At 65.7% G+C, this 14,547-nt stretch carries 14 protein-coding genes and 1 tRNA gene; 2 read left to right on the top strand and 13 right to left on the bottom strand.

The genetic code is table 11. The features are described 5' to 3' along the window. Positions 1–42: 42 nt before the first annotated feature. The 6 genes from AC1M2K_RS06050 to AC1M2K_RS06025 form a co-directional block, all read right to left on the bottom strand. Complete coding sequence (locus AC1M2K_RS06050) at positions 43–1,749, bottom strand: protein kinase domain-containing protein (RefSeq protein ID WP_480240245.1); 1,707 nt, start codon at positions 1,747–1,749, stop codon at positions 43–45. Then, complete coding sequence (locus AC1M2K_RS06045) at positions 1,746–3,200, bottom strand: peptidoglycan D,D-transpeptidase FtsI family protein (RefSeq protein WP_480240244.1); 1,455 nt, start codon at positions 3,198–3,200, stop codon at positions 1,746–1,748. Before AC1M2K_RS06045 ends, AC1M2K_RS06050 begins: the two co-directional genes overlap by 4 nt. Then, positions 3,197–4,543 (bottom strand): FtsW/RodA/SpoVE family cell cycle protein, encoded by a 1,347-nt coding sequence (locus AC1M2K_RS06040; RefSeq protein ID WP_480238960.1) that lies wholly within the window; start codon positions 4,541–4,543, stop codon positions 3,197–3,199. The genes AC1M2K_RS06045 and AC1M2K_RS06040 overlap by 4 nt, the downstream gene beginning before the upstream one ends. Before the next feature lie 101 nt (positions 4,544–4,644). After that, a complete protein-coding gene (locus tag AC1M2K_RS06035; protein ID WP_480238907.1) occupies positions 4,645–5,898 on the bottom strand; it encodes a Stp1/IreP family PP2C-type Ser/Thr phosphatase in 1,254 nt (417 codons plus the stop codon). Positions 5,899–5,901: 3 nt separating this feature from the next. Next, entirely contained in the window at positions 5,902–6,435 is a 534-nt protein-coding gene (locus AC1M2K_RS06030) for an FHA domain-containing protein FhaB/FipA (RefSeq protein WP_480240243.1), read from the bottom strand. Further along, positions 6,432–7,178: an FhaA domain-containing protein gene (locus AC1M2K_RS06025; protein WP_480240242.1), complete on the bottom strand. Its 747-nt coding sequence runs from the start codon at positions 7,176–7,178 to the stop codon at positions 6,432–6,434. The genes AC1M2K_RS06030 and AC1M2K_RS06025 overlap by 4 nt, the downstream gene beginning before the upstream one ends. 195 nt (positions 7,179–7,373) lie before the next feature. Here AC1M2K_RS06025 and AC1M2K_RS06020 point away from each other — a divergent pair. Beyond that, positions 7,374–7,457 (top strand) — tRNA-Leu (locus AC1M2K_RS06020). Positions 7,458–7,545: 88 nt separating this feature from the next. Here AC1M2K_RS06020 and AC1M2K_RS06015 read toward each other — a convergent pair. Together AC1M2K_RS06015 and AC1M2K_RS06010 are read right to left on the bottom strand one after the other, a co-directional pair. Continuing rightward, entirely contained in the window at positions 7,546–8,517 is a 972-nt protein-coding gene (locus AC1M2K_RS06015; protein ID WP_480240241.1) for an NADP-dependent oxidoreductase, read from the bottom strand. A gap of 151 nt (positions 8,518–8,668) precedes the next feature. After that, positions 8,669–9,130 (bottom strand): Lrp/AsnC family transcriptional regulator, encoded by a 462-nt coding sequence (locus AC1M2K_RS06010; protein ID WP_480240240.1) that lies wholly within the window; start codon positions 9,128–9,130, stop codon positions 8,669–8,671. 94 nt (positions 9,131–9,224) lie between these two features. Here AC1M2K_RS06010 and AC1M2K_RS06005 point away from each other — a divergent pair, with 94 nt between their 5' ends. Continuing rightward, positions 9,225–9,680 carry a DUF2000 domain-containing protein gene (locus AC1M2K_RS06005; protein WP_480240239.1) on the top strand — a complete coding sequence of 152 codons (456 nt, stop codon included), beginning with the start codon at positions 9,225–9,227 and terminating at the stop codon, positions 9,678–9,680. On the opposite strand, the gene AC1M2K_RS06000 is transcribed toward AC1M2K_RS06005, so the two are convergent. The 5 genes from AC1M2K_RS06000 to AC1M2K_RS05980 form a co-directional block, all read right to left on the bottom strand. After that, the gene (locus AC1M2K_RS06000) at positions 9,677–10,138 is read right to left on the bottom strand and encodes an iron chaperone (protein ID WP_480240238.1); all 462 of its coding nucleotides are present in this window, start codon (positions 10,136–10,138) and stop codon (positions 9,677–9,679) included. The genes AC1M2K_RS06005 and AC1M2K_RS06000 overlap by 4 nt on opposite strands. 91 nt (positions 10,139–10,229) lie before the next feature. After that, the gene (locus tag AC1M2K_RS05995; protein WP_480240237.1) at positions 10,230–12,620 is read right to left on the bottom strand and encodes an ATP-binding cassette domain-containing protein; all 2,391 of its coding nucleotides are present in this window, start codon (positions 12,618–12,620) and stop codon (positions 10,230–10,232) included. A 72-nt stretch (positions 12,621–12,692) separates the two neighbouring features. Then, positions 12,693–13,103 (bottom strand): VOC family protein, encoded by a 411-nt coding sequence (locus tag AC1M2K_RS05990; protein ID WP_480238915.1) that lies wholly within the window; start codon positions 13,101–13,103, stop codon positions 12,693–12,695. A gap of 5 nt (positions 13,104–13,108) precedes the next feature. Continuing rightward, positions 13,109–13,558: a helix-turn-helix transcriptional regulator gene (locus AC1M2K_RS05985; protein ID WP_480238916.1), complete on the bottom strand. Its 450-nt coding sequence runs from the start codon at positions 13,556–13,558 to the stop codon at positions 13,109–13,111. A 72-nt stretch (positions 13,559–13,630) separates the two neighbouring features. Then, positions 13,631–14,485 (bottom strand): LysR family transcriptional regulator, encoded by an 855-nt coding sequence (locus tag AC1M2K_RS05980; protein ID WP_480240236.1) that lies wholly within the window; start codon positions 14,483–14,485, stop codon positions 13,631–13,633. Positions 14,486–14,547 lie beyond the last annotated feature (62 nt).

The following is a 14,547-nucleotide window of genomic DNA, read 5'->3' as shown; positions in this document are numbered from 1 at the left end:
ACCCATAGTCAGGTCAGGGATAGCTTAGTCGCTGACGTATGCTCACTCTCCGGCGGGCTGGATGGTCGCTGTTCCCGCAGGAGACTGGGCTGATTCGCCCGATCCGCAGAACACGCTGTAGGTGATGCTGAGCGGGCCGGGGGTGTCGCCGACGACGACCTGGCCGCTGTTGGTGGACACTGCTCCACCCGCTGCGGTCGGGGTTCCGCCGGTGGCGGTGATGCGGTAACCGAGCATCTGCTGACCGGCCGGGCACTGAGTGAATGCCGGCCAGTTCACGGTGACCGTTGAGCCGGCCGCGACGTTCACGCATCCGCCGGCGCCGTCGCATCCGTCGCCCGAGATGGTCGGAGCGGCCGTCGGGGTGGGGATGGAGGCCATCGGACCGTACACGGTGACGGTGACGACCTGGCCCTTTTGAAGGTTGCCCTCCGGGTTGATCGCGTAGACGATGCCGACCTGGTCTTCACTGGTGGCGGCATTGCCCTCCGCGCGTTCGGACGCGAGCCCGAGGTCTCTGAGCTTCGCGGCGGCCTCGTCGTAGGTGTCGCCGACGAAGTCGGAGGCGCTGACAGCGATGAGCTCGCTCGTCGGAGTCGGTGTCGGGGTCGGAGTGGGCGTCGGTGTGGCACTCGGTGTCTTCGAGGTGGTTGTCGCAGGCGGGTTGCCGCCGTCTCCCTGATTGATCAGGGCGATGACGGTGCCGGCGAGGACGATCGCGAGGATCGTGATCAGGGCGATCAGCGGCCAGGTCCACGGGCTGCGCTTCTTCGGCTCGGTGACCGGGACCTCGGCCGTCGTGGTCGTGGTGACCTCGGTTGCGCCGATCAGCTGGGTCGCATCGTCCGCTCCCGCTCCCATGACCATGGTCGCGTCGGTGAGACTGCTTCCCTCGGCGATGGCCGGAACGGCCGCTGCAGCAGCTGCCGTGTCTCCCCGACGCAGGGCCTGGGCGGCACGACTGACGTGTGCCGCGGATGCCGGCCGGTCGGACGGGTTCTTCGCGATCATCGAGAGCACGAGGTTGCGTACCGGTTCGGAGACCGTGACAGGCAGGGGCGGCGGAGTCTCGTTGATCTGGGCCATGGCGATCGCGACCTGCGACTCGCCGGTGAACGGCCGCTTGCCTGCCAGGCACTCGTAAGCGACGATGCCGAGCGAGTAGATGTCGGTGGTCGGCGAGGCCGCGTGGCCGGACGCCTGCTCCGGTGAGAGGTACTGGACGGTTCCCATGACCTGGCCGGTTGCCGTGAGCGGCACCTGGTCGGCGATGCGGGCGATACCGAAGTCGGTGATCTTGACGCGGCCATCCGGGGTGATCAGCAGGTTGCCCGGCTTGATGTCACGGTGGACGAGGCCGGCGGCGTGTGCGGCCTGGAGCGCGAGAGCGGTCTGGGCGGTGATGTCGAGCACCTTGTCGGTGGACAGCACGTGCTCGCGCTCGAGCATGGTCGACAGTGCTTCCCCAGGTACGAGCTCCATCACGAGGAACGCGCTGCCGTCTTCTTCGCCGTAGTCGAAGACGTTGGCGATGCCCTCGTGGTTCACCAGGGCGGCGTGGCGCGCCTCGGAGCGGAACCGCTCGAGGAAGTTCGGGTCGCCGAGGTACTCATCCTTGAGGATCTTGATGGCGACGGTTCGACCGATGACCAGGTCGGTCGCGTTCCAGACTTCGCCCATGCCGCCGATGGCGATCCTGGACTCCAGTTCGTAGCGTCCCCCGAAGGTGACCCCTGCTGTGGGTCTCATTTGTTCAGCACCGCCTCTATGACTTTCTTGGCAATTGGCGCGGCAACGATGTTTCCTGAGCTGTGGTGACCCAGATTTCCGTCGTTCTCGACGACAACCGCGACCGCGACCTCGGGATTGCTTGCTGGGGCGAAGCCGGTGAACCAGAGTGAATATGGTTCGTCGTCACCGTTCTGTGCAGTGCCGGTCTTTCCCGCCACGTCGACCCCCTCTATTCTTGCACCGTTCGATTGTCCGGCTGAGACGCCGTTGACCATCATGTCGGTGATCGGAACGCACTGTTCCTCGGTGAGCGCTTCGCTCATCACCTGGGGCTCGAAACTCTTGAGGACCTCGAGGTTTCGGCCGATCACGCTGTCGACGAGAGTCGGTGCCATCACCGTTCCTTTGTTCGCGATTCCAGCCGAGACGAGTGCCATCTGCAGCGGCGTGGCCCTGACGTCGTACTGGCCGAACGCCGACAAGGCCGTCTGGGCGTCGTCGAGGTCCTCCGGGTAGACGCTCACGCCCGTCGGGGTCGGCAGGGCCATCTCGGTGTTGAAGCCGAACTTCTCGGCCTGCTCCCGCAGTGCTTCGTCGCCGAGCTCCATGCCGAGTTCCGCCAGGGGGATGTTGCAGCTCTGGCGGATCGCCTCCTTGAGAGTGACCGTCTCACCCGGCCCGCAGGTGGTGCGGGTCCAGTTGTAGACGACGGCGTCGCTGTCGGGCAGCTGAAGGCTGGCCGGGTTCGGGAAGGTCGACTCGGGCGTGTAGTTGCCGCTCGCGATGGCCGCTGCGGCCACAACGATCTTGAACGTCGAGCCTGGCGGGTTCATGTCGCCGCCTGTCGCCCGGTTGACCAGCGGATCGAGGGGGTCGTCTTCAAGCGCCGCGTATGCGGAGATGACGCTCTGCGAGTCGTGCGACGCAAGCACGTTGGGGTCGTAGGTGGGTGACGTGACCATGGCGAGGATGCGGCCGGTCGACGGCTCGATCGCCACGACGGCGCCCTGCCGGTCTCCGAGCGCGTCGAACGCTGCCTGCTGCACGATCGGGTCGATCGTGACCTCGACCGCTGCACCCTTCGGGGCCTGGCCGGCGACGATCCGGTTGATGCCGTCGAGGAACTGCGAGTTCGAGGTGCCCGACAGGTAGTCGTTCATGTACTGCTCGATGCCTGCCGAGCCCTGGGTCGGGTTGAAGAACCCGGTGACCGGTGCGTACAACTCGCCATGCGGGTACTCGCGCTGGAAGACGTACTGGTCGCCCGTCGGCACGGACTGCGCGATCACCGTGCTGCCGGCGAGGATCGGACCGCGCTCGGTGTCGTAGCTGTCGTAAAGGGCGCGCGTGTTCCGCGCATCCAGCCGGAGGGCATCCGCCTGGAAAGCCTGGATGACTGTCGTCGAGCCGAACAGGGCGAAGAACATGACGAGAACGACGACGCTGACGCGTTTCAATTCGCGGTTCATGAGGTGACCTCCGTTCCGGGGCCGGTGCGAATGCTGTCGCTCACGCGCAGCAGGAGGGCGACGATGATCCAGTTGGCGACGAGGGACGAACCACCCGCAGCGAGGAACGGTGTCGTGAGGCCGGTGAGCGGGATGACCCGGGTGACGCCGCCGACCATGATGAACACCTGCAGGGCGATGGTGAATGCCAGTCCGACGGCGAGGAGCTTGCCGAAGTCGTCCTGGCCCCTGAAGCCGATGCGGAGCCCGCGCGAGACGAACAGCAGGTAGAGGCCGAGGATGGCGAACAGGCCGGCGAGTCCTAGCTCTTCACCGAGGCTCGCCATGATGTAGTCGCTCTGCGACAGCGGGGTGAGGTGCGGCCTGCCCTGACCGAGGCCGGTGCCGATGAGGCCACCCTGCGCCAGGCCAAAGATGCCCTGGACGAGCTGGTAGCTGCCTCCCTGGGCGTCGTAGACCTGCGTGCTGAACGCGTCGAGCCAGTTCTGGAACCGGCCGTGCACGTAGGTGAGGGTCTGGCTGGCGAAGAAGGCACCGACGGCGAAGAGACCGACGCCGATGACGATCCAGCTCAACCGGCCGGTCGAGACGTAGAGCATCACCGTGAACAGGCCGAAGAAGAGGAGCGCTGTTCCCATGTCGTGCTGGAACACGATGATCGCCATCGACAGGGCCCAGACGACGAGGATCGGGCCGAGGTCGCGGAGGCGGGGGAACTGCATCCAGAGGACCTTCTTGCCCACCATGGACAGGCTGTCCCTCGTGCGGACGAGGTACCCGGCGAAGAAGATCGCCAGAGCGATCTTCGCGATCTCACCGGGCTGGAAGCTGACGAGGTCGCCGATGCCGACCCAGACGCGTGCGCCGCTGACTTCACGGCCGATGCCGGGGACGAGCGGAAGCAGGAGCAGGATGAACGCGAAAAAGCCGAACAGGTACGTGTACCTGAACAGCACGCGGTGGTTCCTGACCACGAGGATCACAACGATCGACGCGATGATCGCGATGGCGCTCCACAGGATCTGGCGGGTGGATGCCGCTGCCCAGCCGGTCACACCGACCGCGAGGTCGATGCGGTAGATCATGGCGACGCCGAGACCGTTGAGCACGGTGGCGATGGGCAGGAGGAGCGGGTCTGCCTGTGGTGCGACATAGCGGAGGCAGACATGCAGCCCGAGCACGAGGGCAGATAGGCCGGCGCCGAGGTAGATGAGGTCGAGGTCGATCGCCCCGGTCGCGCCGAGCTGCACGAGCAGGATCGCAACGGAGTTGATGACGCAGGCGAAGAGCAGGAGGGCGAGTTCGCGGTTGCGCAACTTCTGCGGCAGGTGCAGCTTGCGCATCGTACGGATGACCGCGGTGTCCGCCTTGAATTCAGGCGTGGAGGCGGGCAGGTCGACGATGCGGCCGCCGACGGCTCCTGTGGACTGGGTTCTATCTGACATCACTCGTCGTCCTTCGACGTGGTGGTGCGGAGGCGCGAGACGATCTCCTGCGCTTCCTCGAGCGACGAGGCACTGATGGTCTGCTCCACCTGCTGCCGGTCGTAGGTCGACAGCATCGAGATGGGAATGCCGGTGTCGTTGTGTTCGGTTGACATGCTGAACGGACCGATGTCCTGCTGGATGCCCTGGAAGATGACCACGGTGTCTTCGTCCGCGCCGACGAAGTAGCGAGTCTGCGTCCAGGCGTAGCCGAGGAGCAATGCAAGAGCGATGGCGAGGGCGATCGCGATCGAGCCGACGAGCCAGGTGAGGCGTCGTCGCTTCGCGCGGCGGGCATCCTCTTCGATGAGTTCGTCCAGGTAGTCGTCCGACGCCGGCTCGAAGTGGCTGGGGCCAGACGAGGTTGCCCGGCCGGAGTGCAGCCGCAGCGACGGTAGCAGCCCGGTGCGTCGTGGCACTTCGTTCTGGTACGCGAGCGGTCGGGACGCCGACCCGACGATGACGGGGGTCTCGGCGCTCGCCGAGCGTTCGGCACCGACGTCGAAGATGACGACGGTGACGTTGTCCGGTGCTCCACCGTCGAGCGCCTTGCGGATGAGCTGCTCGCCGACCTGGCGGGCGGGGAGGTTCTGGGCGAGGGTGACCTGGATGGCTTCGTTCTCGACGACGCCGGAGAGGCCGTCCGAGCAGAGCAGCCAGCGGTCACCCGGGTGGGTTCGCATCACCATGGTGTCGATCTCGGGGTTCGAGTCGACGTCACCGAGCACGCGCATGAGCACGGAGCGGCGCGGGTGGACCATCGCCTCTTCCTCGGTGATCCTGCCGGAGTCGACGAGCCGCTGCACGAAGGTGTGGTCGGTGGTGATCTGGCTCAGTTCGCCGTCGCGGAGGAGGTAGATGCGGGAGTCACCGATGTGCGCGATGGCGACCTCGTCGCCGACCGCAGCGATGGCGTCGACCGTCGTGCCCATGCCGCCGAGCTCAGGGTGCTCGAACACGGCTTCAGCGAGTTCGGAGTTCGCCGCACTGATCGCGGTCTGCAGTGCGGCTTCGGCGTCCTGTGCGCTGGTGAAATCGGCATCCGCCTGCATGATCCGCTTGATGGCGATCGCACTGGCCACGTCGCCTCCGGCGTGACCGCCCATGCCATCGGCGACCACGAACAAGTGGGTTCCGGCGTATCCGGAGTCCTGGTTGTTCGAGCGGACTTTCCCGACATGGGAGATGGCCGCAGAGTCGCCTGCTTTCGTCATCGTCTACCGCCGCAGTTCAAAACTGGTCGCGCCGACCTTGATCGGAGTGCCGAGCGTGATCTGCGTCGGTGAGCTGATGCGTTTGCCGCCGAGGAACGTGCCGTTGGTGGAGTCGAGGTCCTGGATCATCCAGTCCTCGTTCCAGAGCAGGAGTTTCGCGTGATGGGTCGAGGTGTAGTCGTCGCGGATGACGAGACCCGAGTCGGGTGCGCGGCCGATGGTCAGCGGGTCGCGTCCGAGCATCACCTCGAGGCCCTCCTTGGGCCCTGCGGTGATGACGAGGCGGTTGACGTTGTGGATGCTCGCCTTCTCGTTCCTGCGACCTCCCGTTGGCAGGACCGGGGGTGCCGGAGCCGCTTTCGGAGGCAGTGGTGGGGCCGGCGCTGCCCGGGGAGCCGTGGCCGCCTGAGCCGCCTGTGCCTTGCGCGAGCCCTGGCCGAAGATGTCGGCGCGGAGGGCGTAGACGATAGCGAACACGAACAGCCAGAGGAGAAGAAGGAAGCCGATGCGGAGCACCAGCAGGGTGAGTTCACTCACGATTTGGGCCCCCAGAATCCGCCCTCCGCGCCATAAGCGCGGGTGGAGTCGTCGTAATCGTCACGGGGACTCGGAGCGGAAGATTGTGCCAGCACTCGGAACACAATACGGGTGCGACCGATCTGAACGACGGAATCGGGGGTCAGCGCGGTCTGGGTGAACGGGTTTCCGTTGAGGGTCGAACCGTTCGTCGACCCGAGGTCACGGGCCTGGGCGCGCTCGCCGTCCCAAAGGATTTCGACGTGTTTGCGGCTGGTGCCTGAATCGTCGATCGTGATGTCTGCATCGCTGCCGCGGCCGATGACCGTGCGGCTCTTCGTGATCGGGTGGCGCTGGCCGCCGATGTCGAGGACCGGCGTCCACGAGACCTGGCCCTTCACGTTGACCGAATCGATCTGGAGCATCCCGTCGGAGAGGCTGCCGTCTGCTTTCAGGCGGATGCTGATTCCGCCGGCGAACTGGTAGCCCTGGTGCGTCGCGTGCTTCTGCACGAGACTCGTGAGTTCGTCGATGAGTGCGGGACCGATGCTTGCCATGCGCTCGTTGTCCGCAGGCGACATGCGCACGACGAACTGGTTGGGCGCGAGGATGCGGTCGCGGCTCATCACGGCTGCTTTGGTGTCGAGTTCCCGTTTGAGTGCCGAGGTGATCTCGACCGGCTGCAGCCCCGAACGGAAGGTCTTGGCGAACGCACCGCTAACGGCACGTTCGAGACCCTTCTCGAAGTTGTCCAGAATGCCCACAGGTCTCCCGATCGTGTCAAATGGCTATGCACATGTTAGTAGGCGGGGCTGTGAGTGCGACTCAAGCCGCCTGCGGACCTGCCAAAACCCGCGCTCCCCTATATACAGGACAGCATCCGCACCCCTCCGGCCGAATGGCGATTCGACCGGCGTCATGCTAATCTCGCTGAGTTGACACGCACGTGTCGCAACACTGCGCGAGTGGCGGAATTGGCAGACGCGCTGGCTTCAGGTGCCAGTGCTCGAAAGGGCGTGGGGGTTCAAGTCCCCCCTCGCGCACAGGGTTGAAACACAGAGAAGGCCTCCGAGGAATCGGGGGCTTTTTTCGTGCCCGGATGCGGCAGATTTCAGGGCGAACGCGACGGAACTACGGAACGAGAATGACGGTCTTCCCCGGCCTCGGTTTCGGCAGTTCCCCGCTTTCGTAGGCCTCCCGACCGGCTGAAAGCGGGAACGTCTGGGCGATCGCCACGTCGACGTCCCCAGCGGCGAGCAACGCGGCCAGTTCCTCCAGCCTGTCCTGACGCGTGCCGACGACGAAGAAGAGAGCACGGATGCCGTACTTCTCGGCCAAGTCGTCGCTCGGGGGTTCCTGGAGGACGATGAGTTGTCCACCCTGGTGAACCGCGGCGTACATCCACTCAGGCACGTCACCCCCGACCGCGTCGATCGCGACGTCGAACCCGTGCAGGTCGAGCGGCTCCGAGTGACGCGCCACCACGACGACGTGGTCGGCGCCGAGGCTTCTCGCGTGGGCGTCTGCCAACGCCGAGCTCACCGTCACGGTGACCTCGGCGCCGATCCGGTGCGCGAACTGGGTGAGGAACGCCCCGACCCCACCGGTTCCGCCCCTGATCAGAATGTGCTGATCGGCCGTCAATAGGGTGTGCTCGTTGAGCGCCTCCCACGCCGTCAGAGCCGGCAGAACGGCAGCGGCCGCGTCGACATCGGAGACCGAAGCATCCTTTCGGGCGACGGATGCGACGGGGACGACAACGTATTCGGCAGCCGCTCCGTCGCCGTCGAACGGGGCGATCCCGAAAACCGCGTCGCCCACGGCCAGGTCGACGACATCCGGGCCGATCCCGGCGATCACTCCGGAGAACTCGTGCGACGGGATGATGGGCGTCCGGTCGACGCCGCCGGTCTCCCACGTCTCCGGCCAGGTCAGCTCGGCGAAGGTGATCGCGGCCGCCCGCACGGCGACCGAGATCTCACCAGTGCCTGGGACCGGCCTCGGCGCCTCCTCGTAGACGAGTTCCTCCGGCCCACCACGCCGGTGCGCGCGAAGCGCCATCATCGTCGATGTCGTGCCCGTGCCGTTGGGTTCAGCACCCATGGTGTTCCTCCACTACCTGGTCGCGGAAGCCGAAACGGATGGATCCCTGCGCGTTGTCCCCCAAGCGTCCCGCCGTGCAGCCCTCGACGCAATGCCCAAAGGTTCCTGTTCTCCGGCCGGATGCCACCAGGACGCGTCGCCGTGCGCGGGTCTACGCCGGGAGGACGTCCGGGCTTCTGATGTGTTCGTAGACGACAGAGGTGCGGACATCGACGATCTCGTTGCGTTCGGTCAGTTTGTCGATGACGAAGGCGTAGAGGTGGTCGTTGCTCGGCACCGCGACGTGAATCAGGAAGTCCTCATTGCCGCTCGTCACGAACACGGAGACGACGTCAGGGAGGGCCGAAACCCAGTTGCGAAAACCCTCGATATTGCGCCGGGACGGCGGTCGGATGCGCACGGCGATCATCGCCTGGACCGGCCGCCCGATCGAACCGAGGTCGAGTTGCAGCGTCGCGCCGAGGATGATCCCCCGCTGTCGCAGGGACCTCGTGCGGTCGAGTGCGGTCGTGGCAGAGATGCCGACCGCCGCGGCGATGTCCCTGTTCGTGCGCCGGGCATCTGACTGCAATTCCCGGATGATCGCCGTATCAATGTCGTCCAGTATCGCCATTTCCCCTCTTCCTCCGTAGATAATCCGGTCCAGCGGCGCTCTGATGGCTGTCTTGCTAGCCTGATGCCTCGTATTACCGGACGTAAGGATAAGAGTGACCATACCCGCCTTTGCCCCTGACGAAATCCTCACCGGGGAACCGACACGGTCTGCGCGTCTCAAATGGGTCGTTGTCGTTCGCGACGATGCCCCGCTCGGACAGATGGTCAACGCGGTCGCCTGCGTCTCGGCATCCACCGGCCAAGCGATCGTCGGTTTGATCGGGCCGAGCGCGGTGGACGCGACAGGGGCAGCCCATGAGGGGCTTCCCTGGGCGGGCTGCAGTGTCTTGTCGGCGACAGCCGAGCAGATCTCTGCGATCCGCGCGAAGGCCGCCGGTCATGACGCCGTCTTCGTGGCCGATATGCCGCTGTCCGCGCAGACCAACCGGGTCTATGACGAGTACGTGTCAGAACTGAGGGAGACTGCGGATGCCTCCCTCGTCGGCATCAGCATCGTCGGTCCGCGGAACGCCGTCGACCGTCTGGTCAAGCGGCTTCCGCTCCTCTAGCCGGCTGCCTTCTTCACGAGGGCGGCGATCGCCTTCTCGTTCTCGGCGGTCCACGCGGTCAGGGCGAAGGAGGTCGGCCACATGGTGCCGTCGTCGAGTTTGGCCGGGTCGTTGAACCCCAGGGTCGGATACCGTGAGTCGAACTTCTGGGCCGCCTGGAAGAAGACGACGATCTGGCCATCCCTCGCGTAGGCGGGCTGCCCGTACCAGGTCTTCGGCATCAGCTCGGGTGCGACAGTTGAGACGAGGGCGTGAAGCTTCTCAGCGATGTCCTGGTCGTTCCCGGACATCTCGGCGATCTTGTCGAGAAGGTCCTTTTCGCCCTTCTCGCGCGCCTTCGCATCGCGGTCACCGCGGCGCGCCTCGGCCTTGAGCTCCTGCGCGCGTTCCTTCATCGCGGCGCGTTCTTCGTCGGTGAATCCGTCGTACGACTTCGCTGTCTTCTTCGCCTCGGCCATTTCTTGTTCCTTTCGGGGGACCTGATGGGACAGACTCTATTCGTCGGATGCCGACGGTGCTTCTTCAGAACTGATCGATCGGCGACGCCGATCAGGCGCCGACGTATGCCGCCAAATGCTTGCCGGTGAGGGTGGACCGGTCGGAGACGAGATCCACTGGCGAACCCTCGAACACGACAAGGCCGCCGTCGTGACCGGCTCCTGGACCGAGGTCGATGATCCAGTCCGCATGCGCCATGACCGCCTGGTGGTGCTCGACCACGATGACCGACTTGCCTGAGTCGACGAGCCGGTCGAGCAGGCCGAGCAGGTTCTCGACGTCGGCCAGGTGCAGGCCGGTGGTCGGCTCATCGAGCACGTAGATCCCGCCCTTCTCGCCCATCTGCGTGGCGAGCTTGAGCCGCTGGCGCTCGCCGCCGGACAGGGTGGTGAGCGGCTGGCCGAGGCTGAGATAGCCGAGTCCGACGTCGACGAGCCGGTCGAGCACGGCGTGAGCGGCCGGAGTGCGGGCCTCGCCCGATCCGAAGAACTCTTCCGCCTCGGTCACGGACATCGCGAGCACTTCGCTGATGTCGCGGCCACCGAGCTTGTACTCGAGCACCTCGGCCTGGAACCGCTTACCCTCGCACACTTCGCACGGCGACTCGACGGTGGCCATCACACCGAGTTCGGTGTAGATGACTCCTGCGCCGTTGCACACCGGACAGGCGCCTTCGGAATTGGAGCTGAACAGCGCAGGCTTCACGCCATTGGCTTTCGCGAACGCCTTGCGGATCGGTTCGAGCATCCCGGTGTACGTCGCGGGGTTGCTTCGCCGTGAACCGCGGATCGCCCCCTGGTCGATCGACACCACATCGGCACCACGGGGGATGGATCCGTGCACGAGGGAGCTCTTGCCGGAGCCGGCCACTCCGGTGACGACGACGAGCACACCGAGGGGGATGTCGACGTCGACGTTCTGCAGGTTGTGCTCGGTGGCTCCGCGGATCTCGAGGGCGCCGGTCGGCTTCCGCACCGTGTCCTTGAGAGCGACCCGGTCGTGGAGGTGCCGACCGGTGAGGGTATCGCTGGACTGGAGGTCGTCGAGCGACCCCTCGAATGTGATGTTGCCGCCTCCGGTTCCGGCACCTGGGCCGAGGTCGACGACATGGTCGGCGATCGCGATCATCTCTGGTTTGTGTTCGACGACGAGCACGGTGTTGCCCTTGTCGCGCAACTGCAGAAGCAGCTTGTTCATCCGTTCAATGTCGTGCGGGTGCAGACCGATGGTCGGCTCGTCGAAGACATACGTGACGTCGGTGAGCGAGGAGCCGAGGTGACGAATCATCTTCGTGCGCTGGGCTTCACCGCCTGACAGCGTTCCGGCCGGCCGGTCGAGTGAGAGATAGCCCAGCCCGATCTCCACGAAGGAGTCGAGGGTGTCACGCAGGGCCACGAGCAGCGGCGCAACCGATGGTTCGTCGACGTCGCGGACCCAGGAGGCAAGGTCGCTGATCTGCATCGCGCAGGCCTCTGCGATGTTGATGCCGGCAACCTTCGACGATCGTGCACCTTCATTGAGTCGGGTGCCGCCGCATTCGGGACAGGTCGTGAAGGTCACCGCGCGGTCGACGAATGCCCGGATGTGCGGCTGCATGGCCTCACGGTCCTTGGAGAGCATCGACTTCTGGACCCGGGGAACCAGTCCCTCATAGGTCATGTTGATGTCGCCGATCTTCACTTTCGTGGGCTCGTGGTACAGGAAGTCGTCGAGCTCCTTCTTGGTGTAGTCACGGATCGCTTTGTCCGGATCGACGAAGCCGGAACCCGCGTAGATCTTCACGCCCCAGCCGTCTGCGGTGTAGCCGGGGATCGTCATCGCCCCCTGGTTGAGTGACTTGGAATCGTCGTAGAGCTGGCTCAGGTCGATGTCGTTGACCGTGCCCATGCCCTCACAGCGCGGGCACATGCCTCCGGTGATCTCGAAATCCCGTCGTTCCTTCGTCGTCTTGCCGCCGCGCTCAAAGGTGACCGCCCCAGCGCCGCTGATCGATGCGACGTTGAATGAGAAGGCCTGGGGGGAACCGACGTGCGGCTGGCCGAGGCGGCTGAAGACGATGCGGAGCATCGCGTTGACGTCGGTAGCGGTGCCGACCGTCGACCGTGAGTTGGCGCCCATCCGTTCCTGATCGACGATGATCGCTGTCGTCAGCCCTTCGAGCACGTCGACGTCCGGCCGCGCCAGTGACGGCATGAAGCCCTGCAGGAACGCGCTGTAGGTCTCGTTGATCATCCGCTGCGATTCCGCCGCGATGGTGCCGAACACCAGGGAGCTCTTGCCGGAGCCGGAGACCCCGGTGAACACCGTCAGTCGACGTTTCGGGATAGTCAGGCTGATGTCTTTCAGATTGTTCACGCGAGCGCCCTGCACGCGGATCAGATCGTGGCTGTCTGCGACCTGTGGTTCAGACGACTGCGTGTCCGTCCTCGTGGCCATGCTCATCGTGTCTCCATCTGTCGGGCGGAGCCGCGTTCGCGGTCTCCGTCGGTGTCGCCTGGTTCGATCTAACCAGCTTCAGCGCAGCTCCTGGATGCGGATCTGGTTCCCAGCCGGGTCACGGACGGCGCAGTCCCGGATGCCGTACGGCTGGTCGATCGGTTCCTGGACGATCTCGGCACCGCTGGCCTGCAGTCGTTCGAAGGTACCGTCGAGGTCGGGGGTGGCCAGGGCGATGCCACCGTACGTGCCCTTGGCCATCATCTCGACGATGGTGCGACGTTCGTCATCGGTCACGCCGGGGTCGGCGGCCGGCGGTTCGAGGACGATGGCCGTGTCCGGCTGGCCGACGGGGCCGACGGTGATCCAGCGCATCCCCTCGTAGCCGACATCGTTGCGGACCTCGAAACCCAGGACGTCGCGGTAGAACGACAGAGAGGCATCCGGATCCGTGTGCGGAAGGAAACTCGCGAAAATGGTGATGTTCATGGCAGTCAACCTAGTTGGGGCACGGGCACGCGCGCTTCTCGATTCCTGACCGGTCTCGTCACCTGTTTTGCTATGCAGGCCGGCATCCCGGCGGTCGTGTGCACGCTCTCGCGCCGATAGACGCTCGGGGGCACACCGACCAGCTCGGTGAAGCGCGTGCTGAAGGTGCCCAGGGACGCGCAGCCCACCGCGAAGCAGACGTCGGTGACGCTGAGATCGCCGCGACGCAGCAACGCCATCGCGCGCTCGATCCGTCGCGTCATCAGGTAGGCGTACGGGGATTCGCCGTATGCCTCACGGAACTGACGGCTGAGGTGACCGGCGGACATGTTGACGCCCCGCGCGAGCGCCTGGACGTCGAGGGGCTGCGCGTACTCCCGGTCCATCCGGTCGCGCACCCGACGCAGCCGGGCGAGATCGCTCAGGCGCTGTGTCGTGTCGGTGGTGCTGGTCACCTGCACGATCGTTCCATCTCGAACCGGGTTGGTCAACGCCCCCGCGATCCGGGCGGATGCAGACTCATCAGGTCATGGACGCCCGTCGGCGTAGTGTTCTCGCGCGATCTCCACCAGCGCGCGTCCGTCGCGCGCCGTGTCGTCGCGCCACCAGGCAAGCGTCACCGGAATCGGAGGTGCTCCGCGAAGCACCCGGTAGGCGACGCCACGACGAGGATGCCGCGCGACCGTTGCCTCTGCGGTGGTGCCGACAGCTCCGCCCGTTGCGATCTCGTCGAGCCATTCCTCCATGTCTGAGATGCGTGTCATCGTGACACTTGCCTCGGGCCAGAGCGCCGCCGTCGTCGTGCTCGACTCCGGGTCCGTCGCGACGACACGGCCCTCCAGGTCGGCCAGTGACAGCGACCGGCGACGTGCGAGCGGGTCGTCTGCAGGAATCGCGGCAAACCGGCGTTCCCGGCCGACTTCCACGGTTTCGAACCGGGCGTCGACGGGCACGCGGAGCACCGCGACGTCGACGACCCCTTCGGCGAGACCTGCGGTGCGCGAGTTGACGTGGACGAGTTCGAGGCGGGTGTCAGGATGCTCCGTCGACCATCGTTTGCGGATGCCGTCGGTGTGGGCCCCGAAGGCGGCCCACGCGTAGCCGACCCGCAATGTCCCGCTCTCCGAACTGGCCATGGTGCGCAATGCATCGACCTCTGCAAGCACCCGCCTGGCGTGCGCCACGACCCTGTTGCCTGCCGGAGTCGGAATGACGCCTCTGGGTCCCCTCCGGAGCAGACGGGTCCCGAGCTCTGATTCGAGTGCAACGATCGCGCGGGACGCCGCCGCCTGCGACAAACCCACCTCGATGGCGGCATCCGTGATCGTGCCCTGCGAGACGCAGGCCACGAGTAACCGCAGGTGCGACAGATCCAGAGCCATGCGTCCAGCGTATGGCAGTGCCCCGTCACGCATTCTGCGGTGTCGTCACATTTCGTGAGACT

This window comes from Mycetocola sp. Y171, assembly GCF_056713165.1.
The sequence above is the reverse complement of the archived record's forward strand: the minus strand, read 5'-3'. Positions and strand labels throughout refer to the sequence as shown.